The 22,728-nt window shown below is 61.7% G+C and carries 22 protein-coding genes and 2 pseudogenes; 17 read left to right on the plus strand and 7 right to left on the minus strand.

The features are described 5' to 3' along the window. From D0Z70_RS22035 to D0Z70_RS22055, 5 genes are all read right to left on the minus strand, one after another. Window positions 1-1,671 (minus strand): heavy metal translocating P-type ATPase (locus D0Z70_RS22035; RefSeq protein ID WP_147418817.1); only part of this gene is annotated, 1,671 nt, incomplete at its 3' end. A 102-nt stretch (window positions 1,672-1,773) separates the two neighbouring features. Continuing rightward, on the minus strand, window positions 1,774-2,523 hold the full coding sequence (locus tag D0Z70_RS22040; protein ID WP_010405646.1) for a Bax inhibitor-1/YccA family protein: 750 nt from the start codon (window positions 2,521-2,523) through the stop codon (window positions 1,774-1,776). Between the two features lie 163 nt (window positions 2,524-2,686). After that, window positions 2,687-3,361, minus strand: a complete 675-nt coding sequence (locus D0Z70_RS22045) for a methyltransferase family protein (RefSeq protein ID WP_119750088.1) — start codon at window positions 3,359-3,361, stop codon at window positions 2,687-2,689. Next, entirely contained in the window at window positions 3,358-3,621 is a 264-nt protein-coding gene (locus tag D0Z70_RS22050; protein WP_119750090.1) for a DUF2933 domain-containing protein, read from the minus strand. The genes D0Z70_RS22045 and D0Z70_RS22050 overlap by 4 nt, the downstream gene beginning before the upstream one ends. Before the next feature lie 65 nt (window positions 3,622-3,686). Beyond that, window positions 3,687-3,953 carry a hypothetical protein gene (locus D0Z70_RS22055; protein WP_119750092.1) on the minus strand — a complete coding sequence of 89 codons (267 nt, stop codon included), beginning with the start codon at window positions 3,951-3,953 and terminating at the stop codon, window positions 3,687-3,689. Window positions 3,954-4,219: 266 nt separating this feature from the next. Here D0Z70_RS22055 and D0Z70_RS25070 point away from each other — a divergent pair, with 266 nt between their 5' ends. The 9 genes from D0Z70_RS25070 to D0Z70_RS22100 all read left to right on the plus strand — a co-directional run bounded on the left by D0Z70_RS25070 (window position 4,220) and on the right by D0Z70_RS22100 (window position 8,104). Beyond that, window positions 4,220-4,375 carry a hypothetical protein gene (locus D0Z70_RS25070; protein WP_182914076.1) on the plus strand — a complete coding sequence of 52 codons (156 nt, stop codon included), beginning with the start codon at window positions 4,220-4,222 and terminating at the stop codon, window positions 4,373-4,375. Between the two features lie 177 nt (window positions 4,376-4,552). Next, on the plus strand, window positions 4,553-4,912 hold the full coding sequence (locus D0Z70_RS22065; protein ID WP_010405642.1) for a hypothetical protein: 360 nt from the start codon (window positions 4,553-4,555) through the stop codon (window positions 4,910-4,912). Window positions 4,913-5,051: 139 nt separating this feature from the next. Continuing rightward, window positions 5,052-5,414, plus strand: a complete 363-nt coding sequence (locus D0Z70_RS22070; RefSeq protein WP_010405641.1) for a hypothetical protein — start codon at window positions 5,052-5,054, stop codon at window positions 5,412-5,414. Between the two features lie 174 nt (window positions 5,415-5,588). Next, window positions 5,589-6,068, plus strand: a complete 480-nt coding sequence (locus D0Z70_RS22075; protein ID WP_010405640.1) for a MerR family transcriptional regulator — start codon at window positions 5,589-5,591, stop codon at window positions 6,066-6,068. Window positions 6,069-6,070: 2 nt separating this feature from the next. Beyond that, window positions 6,071-6,286 carry a hypothetical protein gene (locus tag D0Z70_RS22080; protein ID WP_010405639.1) on the plus strand — a complete coding sequence of 72 codons (216 nt, stop codon included), beginning with the start codon at window positions 6,071-6,073 and terminating at the stop codon, window positions 6,284-6,286. Window positions 6,287-6,372: 86 nt separating this feature from the next. Then, the gene (locus D0Z70_RS22085) at window positions 6,373-6,711 is read left to right on the plus strand and encodes a hypothetical protein (RefSeq protein WP_119750094.1); all 339 of its coding nucleotides are present in this window, start codon (window positions 6,373-6,375) and stop codon (window positions 6,709-6,711) included. A 102-nt stretch (window positions 6,712-6,813) separates the two neighbouring features. Continuing rightward, on the plus strand, window positions 6,814-7,278 hold the full coding sequence (locus D0Z70_RS22090) for a heavy metal-responsive transcriptional regulator (RefSeq protein WP_119750096.1): 465 nt from the start codon (window positions 6,814-6,816) through the stop codon (window positions 7,276-7,278). Between the two features lie 80 nt (window positions 7,279-7,358). After that, window positions 7,359-7,733 carry a hypothetical protein gene (locus D0Z70_RS22095; protein ID WP_147418818.1) on the plus strand — a complete coding sequence of 125 codons (375 nt, stop codon included), beginning with the start codon at window positions 7,359-7,361 and terminating at the stop codon, window positions 7,731-7,733. Then, window positions 7,733-8,104 (plus strand): DUF1622 domain-containing protein, encoded by a 372-nt coding sequence (locus D0Z70_RS22100; protein ID WP_239019075.1) that lies wholly within the window; start codon window positions 7,733-7,735, stop codon window positions 8,102-8,104. Before D0Z70_RS22095 ends, D0Z70_RS22100 begins: the two co-directional genes overlap by 1 nt. Before the next feature lie 122 nt (window positions 8,105-8,226). Here D0Z70_RS22100 and D0Z70_RS24705 read toward each other — a convergent pair whose 3' ends face one another. Then, on the minus strand, window positions 8,227-8,628 hold the full coding sequence (locus D0Z70_RS24705) for a hypothetical protein (RefSeq protein WP_182914077.1): 402 nt from the start codon (window positions 8,626-8,628) through the stop codon (window positions 8,227-8,229). Between the two features lie 14 nt (window positions 8,629-8,642). Between D0Z70_RS24705 and D0Z70_RS22110 the strand changes: the two genes are divergently transcribed. From D0Z70_RS22110 to D0Z70_RS22130, 5 genes and pseudogenes are all read left to right on the plus strand, one after another. Continuing rightward, window positions 8,643-10,628, plus strand: coding sequence for a 2Fe-2S iron-sulfur cluster-binding protein (locus D0Z70_RS22110; RefSeq protein ID WP_119750104.1), 1,986 nt, complete (start codon window positions 8,643-8,645; stop codon window positions 10,626-10,628). Then, window positions 10,628-11,311, plus strand: coding sequence for an iron reductase (locus tag D0Z70_RS22115; RefSeq protein ID WP_119750106.1), 684 nt, complete (start codon window positions 10,628-10,630; stop codon window positions 11,309-11,311). The genes D0Z70_RS22110 and D0Z70_RS22115 overlap by 1 nt, the downstream gene beginning before the upstream one ends. Further along, entirely contained in the window at window positions 11,308-12,003 is a 696-nt protein-coding gene (locus tag D0Z70_RS22120; protein WP_182914078.1) for a cytochrome c3 family protein, read from the plus strand. The genes D0Z70_RS22115 and D0Z70_RS22120 overlap by 4 nt, the downstream gene beginning before the upstream one ends. Before the next feature lie 87 nt (window positions 12,004-12,090). Next, a complete protein-coding gene (locus D0Z70_RS22125; RefSeq protein WP_119750110.1) occupies window positions 12,091-13,494 on the plus strand; it encodes an NRAMP family divalent metal transporter in 1,404 nt (467 codons plus the stop codon). A 159-nt stretch (window positions 13,495-13,653) separates the two neighbouring features. Then, window positions 13,654-14,025: pseudogene (locus tag D0Z70_RS22130) on the plus strand (transketolase); the annotation flags it as partial. A gap of 38 nt (window positions 14,026-14,063) precedes the next feature. Here D0Z70_RS22130 and D0Z70_RS22135 read toward each other — a convergent pair. Beyond that, window positions 14,064-14,947: pseudogene (locus D0Z70_RS22135) on the minus strand (Mu transposase domain-containing protein); the annotation flags it as partial. Between the two features lie 522 nt (window positions 14,948-15,469). Here D0Z70_RS22135 and D0Z70_RS22140 point away from each other — a divergent pair. From D0Z70_RS22140 to D0Z70_RS22150, 3 genes are read left to right on the plus strand one after another with little or no spacing between them, the layout of a single operon-like run. Next, the gene (locus tag D0Z70_RS22140) at window positions 15,470-17,839 is read left to right on the plus strand and encodes a glycosyltransferase family 4 protein (RefSeq protein WP_239019076.1); all 2,370 of its coding nucleotides are present in this window, start codon (window positions 15,470-15,472) and stop codon (window positions 17,837-17,839) included. Continuing rightward, window positions 17,824-19,920, plus strand: coding sequence for a transketolase (gene tkt, locus D0Z70_RS22145; RefSeq protein WP_239019077.1), 2,097 nt, complete (start codon window positions 17,824-17,826; stop codon window positions 19,918-19,920). The genes D0Z70_RS22140 and tkt overlap by 16 nt, the downstream gene beginning before the upstream one ends. Continuing rightward, complete coding sequence (locus D0Z70_RS22150; protein WP_119750112.1) at window positions 19,917-22,724, plus strand: bifunctional transaldolase/phosoglucose isomerase; 2,808 nt, start codon at window positions 19,917-19,919, stop codon at window positions 22,722-22,724. The genes tkt and D0Z70_RS22150 overlap by 4 nt, the downstream gene beginning before the upstream one ends. Window positions 22,725-22,728 lie beyond the last annotated feature (4 nt).

Genomic DNA, 22,728 nt, shown 5'->3' on the forward strand with positions numbered 1-22,728 from the left:
GAGGCGCCGGTTGCCAAGCAGCACGGTTGCGCCCTCGACTTGGGCGCTGGCGCCCTTCCCCTCGATATTGGCAAAGTCGCGCGTCTCAGGAAGGGTGATACCGGATGCACCTTCGAGGACCGCGATCGCAAGCGGGTGGTCGGAGTTGCGCTCGATCGCGCCGGCGATGCGAAGCACCTCGTCCCGGGTTATGCCTTCCGCTGTGACAACCTCGACAACGTTGGGCCGGCCCATGGTGAGCGTGCCCGTTTTGTCGAACACGATGACGTCAAGCTTGGTCGCATCCTCGAGCGCGCTGGCATTCTTGAACAGGATGCCGTTCATCGCGCCAAGGCCGGTGCCGACCATTATCGCCATCGGCGTGGCAAGGCCAAGGGCGTCCGGGCAGGCGATCACGAAGACCGTGATCGTCATGGTCAGCGCAAACAGCAGTGTCCCACCCAGCATCCAGTACCAGATGGCGAACGTCGCGAGACCGATCAGAATTGCCGCGAGCACCAGCCACTGCGATGCCCGGTCGGCGAGCAGTTGTGCCGGCGCCTTCGAGTTCTGCGCTTCCTGGACGAGCTTGACGATCTGGGCGAGCGCGGTGTCGGCGCCCACCTTGGTCGCACGGTAGCGGAAGCTGCCGCTGCGGTTGATCGTCGCGCCGATCACTGTGTCGCCGGGCGCCTTCGACACCGGCATCGATTCGCCCGTGAGCATCGACTCGTCGACCTCGGATTTGCCTTCGAGGATTTCGCCGTCGACAGGAATCTTGTTGCCCGGCCGGATCAGCACGACATCGCCGGCCAGTACCTCCGCGGTCGGCACTTCGACGTCCTTTCCGTCGCGCTCCACGGTCGCCATAGGCGGCGCCAGATCCATGAGCGCGCGGATTGCCTGGGACGCGCCGGCGCGGGCGCGCATCTCCAGCCAATGGCCGAGCAGGATGAAGATGAGCAGGACCGCGGAAGCCTCGTAAAATTGCTGGCCCTTGAACAGGAATGTCGACGCCACGCTGAACAGATAACCGGTACCGACGCTCAACAGGACGAGCACCGCCATGTTGAGCACACCGTTTCGAAGCGCGCGGATCGCGGCGACCACGAAGGGCCAGACCGGATAGAGGATCGCGGCGCTGGCAAGCAGGAACAGGGTCAGGTCGAGACTGAGTCCGAACATCGGTTTCAGCAGGGGATGGTCCAGGCCCATTGGCGACAGCGCGAAGATCGGCAGGCCAAAAACGAGGCTGACGATAAACCTGTTGCGCATGTCGCGCGCCATCGCCGCCATGTCCTTGCCGTCGCCATGGCCCATCTCGTGCGCCATGGCGTCGTGTTCGGCCGTCACGGGCTTGCGATCGGGAGCAACCGATTTGGCGGCGACTCCATCGGAACGATGATCGGCAGGGTGCGTCGCGGCGGGCAAGACAGAGGACAGGGTTGTGCTTCCGATCACGCACACATGCCGCGGGACGAGCCGGCCGCCGCAATGGAAGCCGCAATCCGCGATCTTCTCCTCTATCGCGGCTTCGCTGGTGCGCGCTTCATCAAAGCTGACGGTGACGCTGTCGGAGGCGGCGTTCGCGGAGACCCGCGTCACGCCGGGAACCCGCAGCAACTGCTTTTCGACCCCGAGATGGTCGAGTGTTCCGAATGATCCACGCAGATCGAAGGTCGACGTCTTCAAGGCAGGTCTCCGAAATCGAGGCAAGGCGCTGCCGACGGGTCGGCAGCCATAGATGCGCCCGCCGCGAAGGCCTGCGCGTGTGGGCCAGTCATCACGGCTGACCTATTGCCGCCGATCACCCATGAAGCGCAGCAGGAACAGGAACAGGTTGAGGAAGTCGAGATAGAGCGTCAGCGCTCCCATCACGACCGCCTTGCCGCGAAACTCGGTACCGGCCACATCGAAGTAGACGCTCTTGATCTTTTGCGTGTCAAACGCAGTCAGGCCCGCAAACAGAAGCACGCCGATCGCGCTGACGATGAGATCCAAAGTGGACGACCGCAGGAACATGTTGACAATCATGGCGATGAGCAGGCCGACGACGCCCATGATCAGGAAGGTCCCGAACGCCGACAGGTTCCTCTTGGTAGTGTACCCCCACAGGCTCAGGCCTCCGAAGGCTGCGGCCGTAACGAAGAATGTGCGTGCGACACTCACGCCGGTATAGGCGAGAAGGATTGTCGACAGCGACACGCCCATCAGGATCGCATACGTCCAGAACAATGCCTTGACGGTGGGTTCGGACAGCCGGTTGATACCGACGCTTAGCGTGAAGACGAGGGCGAGCGGTGCGAAGACCGCTATCCATCCGAGCAGTGTCGGAGTGCCGCTCGCGGCGAAAAACACGGCGCGTACCCCGGCGCTGTTCGCAACCAACATCGCGACGATCCCGGTCAACAACAGACCGCTGGCCATGTAGTTGTAGACTGCGAGCATATATGTTCGCAGTCCCGCATCGAAGGCGACCGCGGGGATTACCGGATTCCTGCCAGCAGTAAGCGGCGATGTGGTCGGTTTCAGCGGATCTGCCATAGCCAGTGCTCCTTCTCGGTGTGGCGGTTTCAAGGTTCAGTCACTTCGGCGAGGCGACCGGCAAGGACATGCAGCCGCGCCGGTCTGTGCGCTGCGTCCCGATGACGGGCGGACGGCTGAGCGGTTCCCCTGGGATTTGCGCCGGTTCCGGCTGGCAGGAGATTCATCGCTGATCCGCGCCTGCGTCACGCTTCGCCCCGAACAGGCGCGCGAGGTGGGGCACGAACGGTGGTACGGTCTTTGTGTAGCGACGATAGGCATCGCCAAATTCGGCCAGCGCCTCACGCTCCTCGGTCCACGCCAACCGCAAATACATGACGACGAGCACCGGGAACATCGCGAGCGTCAGGATCGTCGGCCATTGCAGCAGGAACCCGAACATCACCAGCACGAACCCGACATATTGCGGGTGCCGCACATAGGAATAGATCCCCTGGGTCGCGAGCTCGTGGACCTTTTGCGCGTCGTACAGCGCCTTCCAACCTGTCGAGATCAGAATGAACCCGCCGCCGATCAGGAAAAAGCTCATGATATGGAATGGCCCGGCATGCGGGTTCGCCCGCCAGCCGAAAAGCATCTCAAGCAGATGCCCGGCATCATGTGAGAACCAGTCGATATTGGGATAATGGCTCTGCAGCCACCCGGACAGGACATAGAGGGTCAGTGGGAAGCCGTACATTTCGACGAACAGCGCCACAAGGAACGCGCTGAATGCGCTGAACGATCGCCAGTCCCGGGTCGTTCGTGGCTTGAAGAAACTGTAGGCGAACAGGATGAACACCGCCGCATTGACGACGACGAGACCCCAAAGGCCATATGCTTGCGCATGGCCCGTCACTGGCCCTGACCCTCCTGGGGCGAACGATCGGCCCCCGGCTGCGGTGTTCCATCGTGACCATGCCCATGTCCGTGATGCATGAAGAGGTGCATCAGGGGACACGACAGCAGCAGCAGAAAGGGCAGCGCGCCAAGTACATGCGCGCGATGCTCCGTGAACAGCAGCACGAAACCGAGCGCAAGAAAGCCCATCATCACGATACCCGCGCGCGACGTCAGGAAATTCTCTTTCCCAGTATGTGCCGGTCGTTGCCGTTCCATGATCACGTTTCCTTGAATATAGAGCTCGTTAAAAATTGCTGATTGCTCACTTGCGCTGCGCCGTCCTAGGGACGCTGCCAATGACCGATCCAATTGTGGAATGCGGCGAAGAGACCTCCCACGGCTGCGCCGAAGACGATCGACCAGCACAACCCCGCCCCCAGCGCGACGAACGATCCCGGCGGAGCTAGCGTGAACATCGTCACAAACATGTGTGACCCGATCGGACCGAACAAAGTCGCCGCGAGCCAGCAAAGCACGAAGACAGTGGAAAGAGCGGCAGCGCTGCTCGCGGCACATCGTATCACACTGAGCTTGCTTGCATCGGTCATGACGGCTTCCTTTCCCCCCAAATTTGGGCCGGATCGAAGACAGCCACTATACGTATTCCACCCAAGGCCTGGTCACTCGACGCTGGTCGATGCTGCCGTCAGCGGGAGGGCATCGCCCATGCCGCAGTCCTTGGCGTGACAACCATAAACCGCCGCATCTTACGGGAGAGATGCGCGTGGTCATTGAACCTCGCATCCGCTGCGGCTGCCATAAGGGGCCGCCAAGCGCTCGGAGGCCGCGCATAGCCCTGCAAGGCCAATGAGCCTTGCCGGACATCGTGGCCATTCCGGTCGGTCTGGGATTGTCTCTTGACCTGATTCTTCTTTTCGGGCTGGCGATGTTCGGTCTCTATCTATGGTGCAGGGCCGAGCGGGAATCCGGATGGATCCTCCCCTTTTTGTGCGATGTTCCAAGCAAATGAGTAGCGAATAGAGAAGCGTAAGACGCAAAGATGTCTCCCCGGAGCCTTTGATCCGTCCTCGTAACATTACGCATATTGAGTCGGGAGCTGGGTCCATAGTTCTGGTGGCGAAGAAAGGTTCTTCACCGCCAGGTTTCCTCGGCGGGTCTTGTAAACTCAGCCAAGGAGGCTTCCACCATGTTGCTCAAGAAGAAGATCACCATCGCGCTTGCTGGCCTCGCCATGCTCGGCGCCGCGCCCACCTTCGCCCAGGGCATCGGCCACAGCTTTTTCATGCGCGGATCGATCGTCGGCAAGGACTCGACCGGAACGGTCGTCTGCGTCGGCAAGGCCGATGGCGCGACTGTCGGACAGGTCCTCGAGGTCTACCGTGTGCAAAGCACGCCTGGTCCTTCGAAGACCCCCGGCGCGGGCTTCCGTCGCGTGGCCGTCGGGCACGTCAAGATCGATCATATCTTCGATGACCATTTCGCGCATGTGAGCGTCGCCGATGGCACACCCGCGGTCCACGACATCGTCGAACTCCGCAAGAAATAAGCTGGCAGCGGGGACGGCGATCGCCGTCCCCTACCATCAACGCGACACCTCGCTGCAAAACGAGACCGGCACCAGCGCTCGCAATCAAACGACGAACACCGGACTTGTCGCTCGGGGACATGAATTGAAAGGAATCGAGATGCGTTTCAGGAAATCAATATCGCTGGCCCTCGCTGGTATCGCCCTCGCCGGCGCGGTTCCCGCTCTTGCGACCGGCATCGGCCACACATTCTTCATGCGCGGATCCATTGTCGGCAAGGACACGACCGGAACGATCGTGTGTGTCGGCAAAGCCGATGGCGCGACAGTCGGACAGGTGCTCGACGTCTATCGCATGAAGACGCTGCCCGGCTCCGGCTTCAAAGGAACTGGCCCCGCTTATCGTCGAGACCTCATCGGCCACGTCAGGGTCGACCATATTTTCGATGACCATTTCGCGCATGTGAGCGTCGCCGACGGCACGCCCGCAGTTCACGACATCGTCGAGCTCCGCAAGAAATAAGGGAGTGCCGGGGAGGGGCTTGCCGCTCCCCATGATGCCTGATGGCGACCGCAAGCAACGAAAAATCGCGCGGCGTTTGAGCGGACAGGAGAGCGGCGATGATCGACCGACGTCCAAATATTTCTCTTGACCCTGGACCTAGGTCCAAGCGGCACGGTGCCTCCGAGACTTGCCATGTCACGGCTTAGAATCGGTGAGCTGGCCGAGGCTGCCGGCGTTCGAAAGGATACCATACGCTATTATGAGCGCACCGGCCTGCTCCCCGCTCCGCAACGGACCAGTGCAGGATACCGCGTCTATCATCCTGCAGACGTCGAACGCATCAAGTTCGTTCGCGCTGCACAGGGGCTCGGTTACACCCTCACCGAAACGCAGGCGCTCCTGCTGGTGCGGGCCGGAGACGCCCTCGCCGGGTCGGAGATCCTCGCCGTCACGCGGGTCAAACTGCGCGAAGCACTGGCCAGGGTGGAACAGCTCAAGCTTATCGAAACAGGCCTTGAGCAGCTGGGTGAAGCGCCCTCGCACGAAGCCGAAAGCGACCCTTGCCCGATCCTCTTTCTGGTTCGGGACGGGCGGCTGTCTCAATTGGCCGCAGATCAACCAGAACAAATTTCCGTGGGAGAGGACCACACCACCTGCACAGGGAAGGACTGAACATGAAATACTCTATCTCGCTGGGATTGCTACCACTGGCGCTGCTCGGCGCTTGCGCGACCATTCCGCCGACTAGCGCGCAGATCGCGAGCTGCAAGGCCATGGAAGACAATATGGGTCTCGCGACGCCCCATGATCACAACGAGATGAAGGGACAGGGGCGCAACCCGATGAATCTCTCGCACGATCGCTGCCTGCAGATTCTCAAGCAGCAATGACACCCTGATCCGTCGGTCGAGCACGCTTATCAAGCTCGTCCGACGGGATTTGCGTTCGACCGCTCACTCTCATTCGGAGACACATCATGAAGACTCACCTCACGAATATGTCCGGGAAGATCGTCTCGGGGCTCACAGCCCTTGCGCTTCTCGGAACGCTTGCTGCGTGCGGCAAGAAGACGGACGGCACGCAAAATCAGGCTGCCTCCAATGCCTCTGCAAGCGCGCCCGGCGCGCTTGAAAACGACACCGCCGCCGCCACGGACTCTGTCGGGACCGACAACGCGGCGGCCGATATGGATGAGCGCCACCGTCAGGATATGGACCACAGCGACATGCGCAGGGGTGGGCCGATGATGCCCAATGGCGCCCCGCCTACGAGCACGCCCGACAACAGTCAGTCCGCCCCGATGAAGGACATGTAAGCAAAGCGGGCGGGAACGCCCGGCGCTGCCTGGGCCGAGCAAGATCAAATCGAAGGAATAATGCCGCGACCTTTCGAATGGTCGCGGCAACGGAGACGCGCCATGACATATTTCACGATCGGAAAGCTGTCGCGTGCGCTCGGCATCCGTCCCGATACCATCCGCTATTACGAGCGCAACGGTCTGCTTCCTCCGCCCGCCCGGTCTTCTGCCGGTTACCGCACCTATGGCGACGCCGATCTCGAGCGCGTGCGGTTCATTCGCAAGGGGCAGCAGTTGGGTTTCACGCTTCGCGAAATCGGAAGCCTGCTCGATTTGCGCGCGTCCGACACCGCGACAACCGCCGATGTCCTGGCCATCACCGAGAGCAAGATAAATGAAGCGACCGCCCGTATCGATGATCTGACCCGCATCAGGACCGCCCTGTCCGCCCTGTCCGCCCAATGCTCGATCGACATTCCCATCGCGGATTGCCCGATCCTCGCGCATCTCGCGAGCATTCCCAGGGAAGACGCAACAGGGCACGGAAACCCTCCTGCAGCCGGCGCGGTGAAGGCGCCCTCATGAGACCCGTTTTGCAGCGCTTGGGTCCGCCGTTGCTTTGGCCCGGCCGGTCCCCGTCGCTCCGCCGCCGAGCAGGTTTGGCCTTGGCTATCGTCGCTGCAGCTGGCGGCCTGGCCCAGCCTTCTGTTGCGGAGAGCCAGCCCGCCCAGGGTCGTGGCACGAAAACGGATCTTGTCGGTATCTGGTCGTTCGATGCCCGGTCCGGATGCGAGACCGGCACAGCCTGGGAGTTCAGGGCAGACGGGTCTTACAACGAACTCCGTTTGCCCGACCGGACACCGCGCGCCACCGGCAAGTGGTACGAACTCGGTGACGTCATCTTTTATTCCCTGGCACGGCCGGAGACGGTCGCCCCGGGACGGCCTGACAAACGCATGGTGATCATCGAACGCGAACCCGATCGCCTCGTCGCATTGGGAGGTCGCAGGGTTCGCCACGTGATGCACCGGTGTCCGTGATGACCGAGAGCCTCATCGTGGAGGGCATCCACTGGATCACGCGGGCAATCGAAGTCACCGGGACGGCGATCATCGTCGTGGGCGCTGGTTCTTCGCTGATCAGATTCCTGCAGCAATCCGTGAAAGGTCCGATCGACCAGGATGTGGTGGGCAGCTTCAGGTCGAGCCTTGGCGAAGCCATTCTTCTCGGACTCGAATTCCTGGTTGCGGCCGACATCATCAACACCATCGCGATCCAGCCCACGCTCAGCAGCCTCGCGGTGCTTGCTGGCATCGTGCTGATACGAACCTTCCTGAGTTTCTCGCTCGAGGTCGAGATCAAGGGCCGTTGGCCGTGGCAGAGAGCGACAGGAACCCCACGCGATGATTGAGTGTCGTCGCCGGCTCCTGGCGGCCAGGCGACGACGCCGGGCGAATAGGAAATTACGTATATTGGCCAAAATCCATCTGTGGTCCCTCGGCACTGTGGCCAGCCGGATGATCGGCCACGTCATTACAACGGAGTATCGATCATGTTCATGACACCTTCTTCCCGCTTGCGCGCGCTTGCCCTGGCCAGCTCAATCTTGCTGTCACCCGCCATCGCATCCGCCCAGGGGCAAGCTGCCGGCCAGACTTCAACCCAGCCTGCGCCCCCCGCGAACGGGTCGATGCCGGCAGGCGGCATGATGGAGAAGCACGACGCGATGCCAGGCATGGCTGGCATGCCAATGCAGGACGACAAGATGCCTGCGGCAATGCCTCCCATGGCGAAGGACAAGCCCGGATGCTGCGGCATGAAGAAGATGCCGATGGCCAAGCACAAGGCTGTCCCACACCGCCGCCATGCCAAGCCTGCCGCGATGAAACCTGCTCCAATGCCGGCCGACAAACCGATGCCCATGAAGGACGACATGTAGGATTATTGGCATGACGCGCCCGACTCCGGCTGTCGTAGCTAATCGCCCGCCCGGCGCCATGCATGGCGGCCGAACTCTGATCGTACTGGCGGTGATGCTCGCATCACCGCCAGTCGCGGCGCAAACCGTCGATGAGCATGCGTCACATCATCCTGGCGGCAGCGCGGGGGCGTCGATGCCTGCCCCCGGCAATGGCATGGCCGCCAGCCAGCCCATGGGCAGCCCTGGCGCCGACCCGATGGCTGTCATGATGAAACAGATGATGGCGCCCGCCCCCGGTGCGACAGGCGCGGCCGGAATGTCAGGCATGGGCGGGGCTGCATCGCCACCAGCGGGTTGTTGTGGTCCAGCAGGCGGTAAGCCCTTCTACCCTTCGTTGATGCAATGGCCGGTGCTTACCGACGAAGCGCAGCGGACTGTTCGGGCAGAAGCGCTCAAGCGCGTGGGCTCAGGCGCCGAGGCCCTGACAGCTGAGCAATCGCGGCTCCATCAGGCGCTTGCCTCCAATGACTTTGTGGCGGCGAGAGATGCGATCAGGGGTGCTCGCGAGGGCCTTGCGCTCGCCGACAGCGGAGCGGGCGCCATCCAGGGAATGGCGGAGGGCAAAGCACCGCGCGAAATCGCCCTGACGTGGTTCAAGACCCAAAGTGGAACGGTCGGAGCAGACAAGATGGCGGCAGACAGCGGGCTCTCCTGGTGGCACATCATCGGCATGGCGCTGCTCGTGGCAGCCTTGCTTACTGCGCTTTTCCTGCGCCAGGCCCGCCTGCGTCGCGTCGCCAGCCTCGTCGAACGACTGACGCCCGGATCGCCCGGCGGACAAGCTGCAACCGCTGCGCCGACTGCGCCTGCGCCCCAGGCTCCTGTTCCCGCGACGGCCCCGCAGGCAAGTCCCAGCGCACAACCTGCAGTTCAACGTCCCTGGAAGGGCGTTTTGCGCATCAAAGCCATATTCGACGAGACATCGAGCGTGAAGACGTTCCGCTTGATGGAGGCCAATGGCGGCCCCGTGCCTTTCACGTTCCTGCCTGGTCAATATGCGACGATTACGTCGGAGATAGACGGACAGAAGGTCCGCCGCTCCTATACGATTTCCTCGTCGCCCACCCAGCGCGACTATATCGAGCTCACGATCAAGCGCGAACAATATGGTCTGGAGTCGCGCCATCTTCATGATCATGCCGACACGGGCGACCTTCTCGAGATATCCGCGCCGTCCGGCAGGTTCTTCTTCACCGGAACGGAAGCCGACGGCATCGTATTGATCGCCGGCGGCGTCGGCATCACCCCGATGATGAGCGTTCTGCGAAGCCTGACCGACCGCTCCTATGCGCATGACATCTTTCTGCTATATGGCGTGAATACGCCCGCAGACCTGATTTTTCGCGAAGAGTGCGATTACCTCGCTCGCCGTCACCCCAAACTTCATGTCGTCTATGTCGTCTCCAAAGCCGATGGAACCGAGTGGCAAGGGCCGATTGGCTATATGACGGCAGATTTCATTAAAGGCTCTGTTCCTGACATAACCAAGCGGCGCATTCACCTGTGCGGCCCGCCCCCCATGATGACGGCGGTGAAGGCCGCGCTTGCCGAGCTCAAAGTCCCATCGGACCAGATCAAGACCGAGGAATTCGCGCCGCCCAAAGGCGGGCCCGTCGTGGATACCGAGCCGGCGGAGCCTGTGGCCGCCCCGCCTCCCGTCATTCCCATTCAGGCTGCGCCAATTCCGTCCGCCCATGCCACCGTCACCTTCTCCAAGTCCGGGAAGGCGGGTCCGCTCGCACCCGACCAGTCCGTCCTCGAGGCCGCAGAGGCGATCGGCGTCACGATAGATTATGATTGCCGCGCTGGCACCTGCGGTCGGTGCAAGGTGCAACTGCAGCAAGGACAGGTCGCGATGGAGGTCGAGGACGCCTTGGCCGCAGACGAGAAAGCGGACGGCATCATCCTCGCATGCCAGGCAAAATCGGCAGGCGATCTGGTGGTGGAAGCCTGATGACCGAAACCGAGAAGATCACGGTGGGCGGACTGATCGGTGCGCTGGCGCTGATCGTTCCCGCCTTCCTCTTCCATTCCGCACCGCGCTTTCCGGGAAGTCTTTCAGGGGGTATGTTCGGGATTGCGGCGGCGGTGTTGTTCCTGCTCCTGCTCATCTACACAGCGGTCAAGCGGCAGCCCTGGGTCAAGGACAGGACCAAAGGGTTTGTTTCGCTGGCAGCGCTTTTGAGCTTTCACGTCTATGCTGGCGTGATCGGGGCTCTGCTTGGCATCATTCACTCGGGCCATAAGTTCCAGAGTCCGCTCGGCATCAGTCTGGTTGTCTCCATGCTGGCTGTCGTCGTAAGCGGCTTTATCGGGCGGTACTATCTTGCCCAGGTTGGTCAGGATCTGCGGTTTCAGCAGAAAGAATTGAAGCTGCTGCGCGACCGCTATGACAGTCTCGCCACGACCTCGGCCATCTGGACCCTCGACAGCGTAGTCGATACGTCAGGCATGCGGCTCGATCAGCTGCTCGGTGCGATATCGGACCTCGAGTTCGCGATCACGGCGCGCGATACGATCAAACGCACCCTTGCGCGGTGGACCATTTTCCATGTCGCAGTAGCGATCGTGATGTACGGCCTGCTCGCCTTACACATATGGGGGAGCGTCTATTACGGCCTTCGGTGGCTGTCATGAAACGAACCTCGATCCTCTATCTGGTCCTCGCCGCCGTCGCGCTCCTCGCGGCTATCGCGGTTCCTGTCACAATCTATCGCTCTGGAAGCACCGCGCTGCCGCAATGGGCATCCGCGGTTCGTCCTGGGCCGCTGTCGAGTGCGCATGCTTTTCTCGAGGGCAAATGCGAGAGTTGCCATACCCCCAATCGGGGCATCAAGGCCGAGACCTGCATAGCCTGCCACGCGGCTTCGCCGGAAATCCTGAAGAAGCCTTCGACTGCTTTCCATGCCAACATCAAGGAATGCAGTGGCTGCCATATCGAGCATCAGGGAAACACGCTCCGTCCGGTCCGGATGGATCACCAGGTTCTCGAGCGCATCGCCGAACGGGCGACAGGGCGTGACACTCCCCTCGATTGCCAGTCCTGTCACGCCCCCCGCGACAAGCACCTGGGGTTCTTCGGCACCGATTGCGCAAGCTGCCACACGATGACGAACTGGAAAATCAGCGGGTACTTGCACCCCAGTCCCAAATCTACCGAATGCTCGCAGTGCCACAAGCCGCCGCCGAGCCATAACATGATGCACTTCGAAATGATGGACAAGATGATCAGCGGTGAAAAGCAGGCGCGGGTCGATCAATGCTTCAGTTGCCACCAGACCGACTCGTTCAACAACATCAAGGGTGTCGGCATGGTCAAAGTGCATTGAGCATCCTCGCCAAACCCAACCTGCCATCGAAGAGCCTTCCAATCATCAAGCCCGGCGACATCTTCGCCCCAGGCGAGGAGTATTGCCGTGAACGCCCCCATTGATCGTGCGGAACGCTGTGCTCCCCGACCCGGACAGGCCGGGCAAGAGGCCGCGCTCCTTGAAGCCGATCTGCACTTGCCGCCTACCCCTGGCCAGGCCGCGGGCGAGGGGCACGTGGCGATCCCGTACGCTCACCGGCTTCAGAGTATAGGGCGGATTTTTGGCCCGGGATTCATTGCCGGGGCGGCCGACGACGATCCAAGCGGGATTGCAACCTATGCGCAAGCGGGAGCGGCTTACGGTTACACGCTCGGTTGGACGATGTTGCTTACCTGGCCGCTCGCCGCAGCTGTGCAGGAGACGTGCGGGCGAATCGGCAGAACAACGGGCGAAGGTTTGGCGGCAGCGATCAGCAAGCGCTGCCCGCCCGCGCTGCTCCGAACGGTCGTGCTCCTCCTCGTGGTCGCCAATGTCATCAACCTTGGTGCTGATCTGGGAGCGATGGGTTCGGCAATGTCGCTCATCGGCGGCGGCGCGCCGCACCCCTGGGTCATCGTATTCGCCTTGCTCTCGACGCTGTTGGAGACCTTTCTCGACTACAAGCGCTACGCGCGTTTCCTGAGATGGATGACGCTGGCATTGCTGGCCTATGCGGCTACGGCTTTTGCCGTGCACCTGTCATGGAGCGATGTGCTGCGCGGGGTCCTACTACCGAGCATGCCGGACTCAAGCGCCTGGATGCTGGTAGCCGCGATCTTCGGCACCACGATCAGTCCCTATTTGTTTTTCTGGCAGGCTTCCCAGGAAGCAGAAGACGCCCGAACCAAAGCGAAAAGCCTTTTGACATCGGCAATCAGCGCCGGCGAAGAGCGCCGGATTAGCCTCGATAGCTGGTTTGGTATGTTTTTTTCAAACCTCATTGCCATTTTCATTATTATAACCACCGCCGCGACCTTGCATATCGCTGGTATTACGCAGATCGATACGGCCGCGCAGGCGGCCGAAGCACTCAGGCCGCTGGCAGGCGACTTTGCCTTTGCACTATTTGCCAGCGGTATCATCGGTACCGGCCTTCTTGCCGTCCCGGTTCTAGCCGGCTCGGCGGCGTATGCGGTCTCCGAAGCCTTTGGGTGGCGTGCCGGTCTCGGCCAGGCACCTCGGAATGCCAAGGCTTTTTACAGCGTGATCGCTGCAGCCGGCATTCTGGGCGTTCTCGTTCATTTCTCGCCGATCAGTCCCATGCAGGCGCTGCTCTGGAGCGCCGTCATAAACGGCTTTGTCGCCGCGCCGCTGATCGCCCTGGTGATCTGGCTCGGGTCCGACATGCAGGTGATGAAAGGTAATCGCATACCCAGACATCTTCAGGCCCTGGGCGGCGTCGCCTGTTTGATCATGTTCGCCGTTGCCGTGATGACCACCGTGTCGTGGCTCGCCCCGACCGCGCCATAAGCCGCGCTCATGGCTTTGGAAGGGTCGCTGATTGATCAGCGGCAAATTGTGGGGCTTGTCGATGTCCTCACCTGCCTGCTCCAGCCTTGGCGGTCGGTGGAACGCTTCTCCGGCCAGGTCCGCGTCTCGGCTCACGCCAGGCTCTGAACAAGGACCGAAATGGTGACCTCCCGTCCGATTGCTGAGGATGGTTCCCTCGAAAGGCTCTCAATCGACACCATCCGCACCTTGGCAGTGGACGCGGTGCAGAAAGCCAATTCCGGCCATCCTGGCACGCCGATGGCCCTGGCTCCTGTGGCCTATACGCTGTGGACGCCGTTCATGCGGTACGACCCTGACATGCCCGATTGGCCCAATCGTGACCGCTTCGTCCTTTCGATCGGCCATGTCTCCATGCTGCTCTACGCGGCGCTGCACCTGGCAGGCGTCAAGGAGGTCGACCCCGACGGCAAGGCCGCCTTGAGCCTTGAGGACATCATTCAGTTCCGTCAACTCGGGTCGAAAACGCCTGGCCATCCTGAATATCGGATCACCACGGGCGTTGAAACCACCACGGGGCCGCTGGGTCAAGGCGCGGTAACTCGGTCGGGCTGGTGGTGCAGGACATCGAGAACGTGGGTTTTGGTGGCCACTCCGGCCTCTAACGCTAGTTCTACGGCCTGCAGCACAACTTGTTCGTCATGGTGCAAGACCAATGACACAATCTCGACCATCTCCCTGTCACCGCCGAGCCGCTTGAGCAGATGTCCCTGCAACTGCCGGAACGCTTCGGGCATCTCGAGGAATGCGGCGCCATTACGCAATGCGCCTGGTTTGCGCTGAACAACGGCCAGATAGTGCCGCCAGTCATAGATCGGATGGTCCGCCCCGGCTTGTGATGCGAACGATCTATAATCCGGGCGTGCTCGCACAGGATGTTACCCTCGGCAGCGACCGCCAACCGGTCAGGGTAGACCCGCAGGCTGACCGGCCGATTGGCGAACGAGGCTGGCACGCTGTAGCGGTTGCGCTCGAAGGCGATCAGGCAGGTTGGCGATACGCGCTTGGTCTGCTCGACAAAGCCATCGAACGGCCGCCCCATGGGCATTAGGCTGGCGACTTCTGCAGCATGGACATCGGCAACGGTGCCGGGCAGCACGCCGTGCTGGATTTCTTCCCATCGCGCGACACATGGTTCTTCAAGCCATACATTCAGCGCGTCGAAATCGGGGAAGCTGGGCATCGGTTGCCACAGACGGCGCCGCGCATCCTGAACGTTCTTCTCGACCTGCCCTTTCTCCCAGCCTGAGGCTGGATTGCAGAAATTCGTCTCGAACAGATAGTGGCTGGCCAGAGCTGCGAACCGCGCGTTGACCTGCCGGGATTTGCCCGTTCCGATCCGGTCGACCGCCGTCTTCATGTTATGGAAGATCCCACGCCGCGGCACTCCGCCCAGCACACGGAATGCCTGCGTATCGACACCATCGCGGTTCGAGACGTGGCCGAGACGAGAACCGGGATCCTTGCGCTCCTCGCTTGCCTGAAGCCTAAAGGCTCGCCAAGTCCCACAAGCGCGGCGGGTGACGATCCCGGCCTCAGGAAGGCGATCCCGTAGACGCCCATTTTATCACCCGTTTTGATGTCCCGCCCTTCCTCAGCCTTATGTCACCGGCGCCTATAGTCATTTACGCCGCGACATCCCGTGCTGTGGAACATACGTAAAGCGCATAGCGTCTCAGTCTCTTACGCAACAATCAGCGTTGAAAGAAAGCCCACCATAACGCGGGTAGTTGGCACGGACGAAAGATGTTGACTCTGGACTATGGTCCAAGGGCAACAACATTCTGGGTCGGCCAGCCCGTCGATTGCAAAGCTGCCGTAAACGTATTGCGCAATGGCAAAACGCGCTGCTGCCTTCGTGGCGCCGGCTCGCAGAGGCCCACAACGTGAGAGTGTGAGCATGCAAGGATCTTTCGCCGCTCCCCGGCCCAATCGCGTGGCCCTGATCGGGACCTGTGTGCCTCGCCAGTGCGGAATCGCAACCTTTACGGACGACCTTCAGCAAGCGCTCATCCACGCCGACGCTTCAGTTAGCGCCTTTACGGTTGCAATGACGGACAACAAGATTGTCTACGACTATTCCGATCAGGTTCCCTTTGAAATTCATCACGCGGATCCTGCCTCCTACCAAGAGGCGGCGGACTTCCTGAATGTTGCGGATATCGAGATCGTCTCGCTGCAGCATGAGTTCGGAATTTTCGGCGGCGAAGCGGGCGAGCATGTCCTCGGCCTCGTGGGCGGACTGAACGCACCGCTTGTGACGACGCTGCACACCGTCCTCGCCTCACCCAATCCGGCTCAGCGCCGCGTTATGGACGAGCTCATCGAGAGTTCTGCCCGCCTGATCGTAATGGCCGACAAGGGGCGCCAGATCCTGCAAGATGTCTACGGGGTTCCACCCGACAAGATCGCGGTGATCCCACATGGTGTGCCAGATCGTCCTTTTCTGGACCCGGCCATGGCCAAGCATGATCTGGACCTGGCTGATCGTACCTTACTGATGACCTTTGGGCTACTCGGACCCGGCAAAGGCATCGAGACCGCTATTCGCGCGCTGCCCGCACTTGTCGGGGACAACCCCAAGCTTCTCTACATGATCGTGGGGGCCACCCATCCCAATCTCGTGCGGGACGAGGGAGAGCGTTACCGCGAAAGTTTGACGGCACTTGCCGATGAACTTGGCGTCAGCGACCATGTCCGGTTCGTGGATAGATACCTGACGCTTGACCAGTTGCTCGATTATCTGGCCGCGTGCGATATCTATCTGTCACCTTACCCCAACGAAGCGCAAATCGCATCCGGGACGCTCGCTTACGCCATCGCACTCGGGAAAGCCGTTGTATCGACGCCGTTCTGGTACGCGCAGGAACTGCTCGCGGACGACTGTGGCCTGCTCGTCCCGTTCGGGCAGGCAGAAGGGTTCGCAACTGCAATCCGCCGGTTGATCAAGGACGATACGCTGCGAAGCGAGGTCCGGACGAACGCTTATGCGCGGGGCCGCGCTATGATATGGTCGAGAGTTGCGGAACAGTATTTTACGGTCTTTGCCGAAGTCCGACTTGAGCGGCGCGCCACCAACACGACCGTCATCCCTTTTCCATCGCTCGAACCGGGCAACTCCCCGTTGCCACCCATCTCGACCAACCACCTTGCAGCGCTCACCGATTCCGTCGGCCTGATGCAACACACCAAATTTGCAGTACCCGATCGGCGGCATGGCTATTGCCTCGACGACAACGCCCGCGCGCTGCTCGTTCTCACCGAACTTGCGGCAGTGCGCCCCCTGACGGGGCAAGAGGATCAGCTTCTCCTCATCTACGCCGCGTTTGTCGAAAACGCCTGGCGCCCGGAAACCAAGAAGGTTCACAACTTCATGAGCTTTGACCGGTGCTGGGTGGAAAGCGCCGGCGCGGGCGACGCGCTAGGGCGCACGATATGGGCGCTAGGAGCGGTCGCGCGGCACAAAAACGCGCGTTCACTGGATGGCTGGGCGGCGGCCCGGATGTTGGAGATCACGCCGTCCCTCATGGAATCCGCGTCGCCTCGCGAGTGGGCTTACGGTTTGCTCGGCATCTCAAAACTTCTCCGGCGCTTCCCAGGCCATCGCAACCTGGAGCAGCTGCGAGGAGAACTGTCCAATCGCTTGTTCCAACGTTGGTCTGACGCGGCTGCTCCCGACTGGTTCTGGTTCGAAGACAGGCTCGGCTATGATAATGCCCGATTGTGTGAAGCTCTCATCGAAAGCGGCCATGACACTGGCAACCAGTCTCACCTTGATGCCGGCCTCGATACGCTGCGGTGGCTGATGACGCTGCAGACGGCTGAAGCTGGTCACTTTCGGCCGATCGGAACCGAAACATTTGGAAGCGATCGGCGACATCCGCAGCCATTTGATCAACAGCCCCTGGAAGCCTGTGCAGCGGTGAGTGCATGCCTTACTGCGGCCCGAGTCACGAGCGACGTCCGATGGAAGCGCGAAGCGCGCCGTGCATTCAACTGGTTTCTCGGGGCAAACGACCTTGGCATCCCCGTCGTGGACGTCAAACGAGGCGCCTGCTTCGATGGTCTCCATCCAGACCGGCGCAATGCCAACCAAGGCGCTGAATCGACGCTCGCATATCTTTCCGCGCTGACCGCGATCCTGAGCACGGCCGAACAGGATGCCTCGTTGAGCAAAGCCGCGCGCGTGGTCGAACTTTGCACGGCCGGTAATAAACCTCTCAGGCGGGTACCCAACGCATTCCGAACCGGTCTTCCCGAAGACCGCCCAGAATCTCAGCTCTCCTGTGGATGCCCAAATTCATGAAAGCGGATTCGGCACAGCTGGCTCAACCGGACGAAGCACTCGAAAGGCTCGCGATCGACACCATCCGCACGTTGGCGATGGATGCCGTACAGAAGGCCAATTCGGGCCATCCGGGCACGCCGATGGCGATGGCGCCGGTGGCCTACACGCTCTGGCGCGACTTCATCCGCTACGATCCGGATATGCCCGACTGGCCGAACCGTGATCGCTTCGTTTTGTCGATCGGCCATGCGTCCATGTTGCTTTATGCGGTGCTGCACTTGGCCGGGATCAAGGAGATCGACGCTGACGGCAAGCCGACGGGCGAGCCCGCAGTCAGTCTCGACGACATCAGGCAGTTCCGCCAACTCGGCTCGAAGACCCCGGGCCACCCCGAATACCGCATGACTACTGGCGTCGAGACGACCACCGGTCCGCTGGGCCAAGGGTGCGGTAATTCGGTCGGCATGGCGATTGCCGAGCGTGCGCTTGCCTCGCACTTCAACCGCGACGGTTTCCAGTTGTTCGACCACGACATCTACGTGCTGTGCGGCGATGGCGACATGATGGAGGGCGTCTCGAGTGAGGCCGCATCACTCGCCGGACATCTCGCCCTGTCAAATCTCTGCTGGATCTACGACAGCAATCATATCTCGATCGAAGGCTCCACTGACCTTGCCTTCACCGAGGATGTCGGCGCGCGGTTCGAGGGCTATGGCTGGAACGTCATCCATGTCGACGATGCCAACGACACCAAAGCCTTTGCCCGCTCAATTGACGCCTTTCGTGCTACCGATGATCGGCCAACTTTCATTGTCGTTCATTCCGTAATTGGGTGGGGTAGCCCAAAAGCAGGCAGCGAGAAGGCGCATGGCGAGCCATTGGGCGAGGACAATGTCCGTGCGACCAAGAAGACCTATGGCTGGCCTGAAGAAGCCAAGTTCCTTGTGCCAAATGGCATAGCCGAGGCCTTCCGCAATGCTGTTTCCGGTCGAGGTCGGCCCGCGCGCGAAGCATGGGAAGCGATGTACGCCCGGTACCGCGAGAGCTTTCCCACCGAAGCCACCGAGATGGCCTTGTTGCGTCAGGGCAAGCTGCCGAGCGGCTGGCAGGCGGCAATCCCTACCTTCCCTCCCGATGCCAAGGGCCTCGCGTCGCGCGACAGCGGCGGCAAGGTGTTGAACGCAATCGCACAGCAGACCCCGCTTCTGATTGGCGGCGCGGCGGATCTCTCGCCCTCGACCAAGACTAGCCTGACTTTTCAGGGGGCGGGATCGTTTGGGAAGAACGACCATTCTGGTCGCAACTTGCACTTCGGTGTGCGCGAGCATGCAATGGGATCGATCGCCAATGGCATGGCGCTATCGTACCTGCGCCCTTACACCGGCACATTCCTGGTCTTCGCGGATTATATGCGCGCGCCGATAAGGCTTGCGGCGATCATGGAACTGCCGGTCGTCTTCGTGTTCACGCATGATTCAATCGGCGTCGGCGAAGACGGGCCAACCCACCAGCCGATCGAACATCTGGCCACGCTTCGAGCCATCCCTGGGCTCGACACGATCCGGCCGGGCGACGCAAACGAGGTGGCGGCAGCGTGGAAGGTCGCTCTCAGCCACAGCCACGAGCCGACCGCGCTGATCCTCTCGCGCCAGGCGATCCCGACGCTCGATCGAACAAAATATGCGTCCGCCGACGGGCTGGAGAAAGGCGGCTACATCCTTGGCGACGCCGAGCGCGGCGATCCCGAGATCATCCTCATCGGTACCGGCAGCGAACTGCCGATGGTGGTGGCCGCCCACGAGAAGCTGGCTAGCGAAGGCGTCCGATCGCGCGTGGTCTCGCTGCCGAGCTGGTATTTGTTCGAAAAGCAGGACGACGCCTATCGCCAGAGCGTGTTCCCCGATGCGGTGCGCGCGCGGCTCGCCGTCGAACAGGGCGGATCGATGGGCTGGGACCGCTATGTCGGACATGACGGCGGGACAATAACTATGAAGACCTTCGGAGCCTCGGCGCCGCTCGCCAAGCTCCAGGAAAAATTTGGTTTCACCGTCGACAATATCTGCGCCGTGGCGCGCGATCTGATCGAGAAGAACAAATGACCAGCAGTCTCAAAAACCTTGGCGCTGCGGGACAGGCCGTGTGGCTAGACTTCGTCGACCGCAAAATTTTGAACGAAGGCGGGCTGCGCAAGCTGGTTGAGGAGGACGGTCTGACCGGCGTCACCTCCAACCCCTCGATCTTCGAGAAGGCGATGGGCCATGGCGACGCCTATGACGAGGGTTTCAGAAGCTACCTCGGCAAGGCCGACGCGAGCGTCACCGATACCTACGAAAGCCAGGCGATCGCCGACATCAAGGCGGCAGCCGCCGATCTACGACCGGTGTACGACCGGCTCGGCGGCTGGGACGGCTATGTCAGCCTTGAGGTTTCGCCCTATGTCGCCAACGATACCAAGGAGACGATCGGGGAAGCAAGGCGACTGTGGGATATGGTGGCCGAGCCCAATCTGATGGTGAAGGTGCCCGGCACACCGGCTGGCATTCCTGCGATCCGTCAACTGATCGAGGATGGGCTCAACATCAATGTGACATTGCTTTTCTCGCTCGCCGCTTATCAGGCGGTCGCGGAGGCCTACATGGCCGGCCTCGAGGCGCGGGTGAAGAAGGGAGAAGCGATCAGCCGGATCGCTAGCGTCGCGAGCTTCTTCGTCAGCCGCATTGATGCGCAGATCGACAAGACGATTGATGCGCGCGTCAGAGAAGGCGACCCGGAGAGCGAGGCTCTAAATGCAATTCGCGGCCAAGTCGCAATCGCCAATGCCAAGCTTGCCTATGCCTGGTTCCAGGAGATGCTGGCGAGCGACCGCTGGCAGGCGCTGGCCGCCAGGGGAGCGATGCCGCAGCGACTATTGTGGGCCTCAACCGGGGTTAAGGACCCCGCCTACCCCGTTACGCTCTACATCGACTCGCTGATCGGACCCGACACTGTCAACACGATGCCGCCTGGGACGATGGACGCGTTCCGTGACCATGGCACGGCCCTGGCCACACTGACCGATAATCTGGATAAAGCCCTCCATGTGCTGGCCGAAACCGAGCGTCTCGGCCTCAAACTGGGCGACGTCACCACCGGGTTGGTCGAGGCGGGCGTGACGCTGTTCGCCGATGCGGCGGATGTGTTGCTGGGCGCGGTTGCGGGCAAGCGGGCGGCGTTCCTCGGCCGCCGCCAGAACGGCATGGAAGTTAAACTCCCGGCGGGGCTTCAGGAGGCGGTCGACAAGCGCCTCGAAACCGCTCGCGCCGAGGCATGGTCGCGCCGACTGTGGAAGGGCGATGGCTCGCTCTGGACCGGCAAGGACGAGGGCAAATGGCTCGGGTGGCTCGCCGCCGCCAGCGGCCAGCAGGTTGATTCAGGCACGCTCAAGATGTTCGGTGAAGAGGCCAAGGGCTTCAAGGACGCGGTGCTGCTCGGCATGGGCGGATCGAGCCTTGGCCCCGAGGTATTCGCGCGCATCCTCGGCAGCGCCGAGGGCAGCCCGACGCTCCACGTGCTCGACACCACCGATCCCGGCCAGATCGAGACGGTCGCGGCAGCAATTGATCCGGCAAACACGCTGTTCATAGTCTCCTCCAAATCGGGATCGACAATGGAGCCTGAGCTCCTGCGCGCCTATTTCTATGAAGCGGCCAGCCGGGACGGCAGCCATTTCGTTGCGGTCACCGACCCTGGATCGAAGCTGGAGCAGACCGCGAAGGCGGATGGCTTCGCACATATCTTCGCAGGCGATCCCGCGATCGGCGGGCGCTATTCGGTGCTGTCGGCTTTCGGCATGGTTCCCGCCGCCGCGATGGGCATCGATATCCAGGATTTCTACGAGAAAACCCAGCCAATGGTCTTCGCCTGCGGTGCCGATTCACCTCCTGCAGCAAACCCTGGCGTGCGCCTTGGGGTGATAATCGGCGAGGCGGCTATCAACGGGCGCGACAAGCTAACCATCTTGGCATCCAAGGGACTAGAACCGTTCGGGGCCTGGCTCGAGCAGTTGCTTGCTGAGTCGACAGGCAAGAAAGGCAAGGGGATTATTCCGGTCGACCTTGAGCCCGCGGGACCGCCGGAGGTTTACGGGAGCGATCGCCTGTTCGTGCATCTTCACCTCGAAGGAGACGCGGAGGACGGGCTGGACAGCAAGCTCGCGCAGCTAAAGCAGGCCGGCCATCCCCTCATCCGGATCACGGTCGCCTCACGCGATTTGATCGGCCAGGAGTTCTTCCGCTGGGAAATCGCGACGGCAATTGCAAGCGCCATTATTGGGATCAATCCGTTCGACCAGCCCGACGTGGAGGATGCCAAAATCGCCACGCGCAAGCTCGTCGATGCTTATGAAGCTTCCAGTGCGCTTGAACCAGAGATTGCGATCGCGGAAGACGCAGACTTGGCGATCTACACTGCTGGCGAAAGCGGATTCGGCTCGGGCGATCCGGCGAACCTGCTGCGGCTCCACTTTGCCCGGCTGGAGCCCGGGCATTATGCCGGATTCCTCGGATTTATCGAGCGCGACGAGGCGAACGCGGCGGCAATGGCTGCGATGCGGGTGGCGGTGCGCGCTACCAAGGCGGTGGCGACGGTCGCGGGTTTTGGGCCGCGTTTCCTGCACTCGACGGGCCAGGCCTATAAAGGCGGCCCGGCGAGCGGGTTGTTTCTGACGATCACGCGCGATCCCCATCCCGATCTGTCGATCCCAGGCAGGAAAGCGAGCTTCGGCACCATTCAGATTGCGCAGGCGCGCGGCGACATGGCCGTGCTTGTTGCGCGCGGGCGGCCCGTTCTGCGTGTCCACATCAAGAAGGACGGCGGCGGCATCGAAGCCTTGCGCGCAGCTGTCATCGCGGCAACCCAAAACTGAGGAA

Source organism: Sphingobium terrigena, assembly GCF_003591655.1.
Classification (GTDB): domain Bacteria; phylum Pseudomonadota; class Alphaproteobacteria; order Sphingomonadales; family Sphingomonadaceae; genus Sphingobium; species Sphingobium terrigena.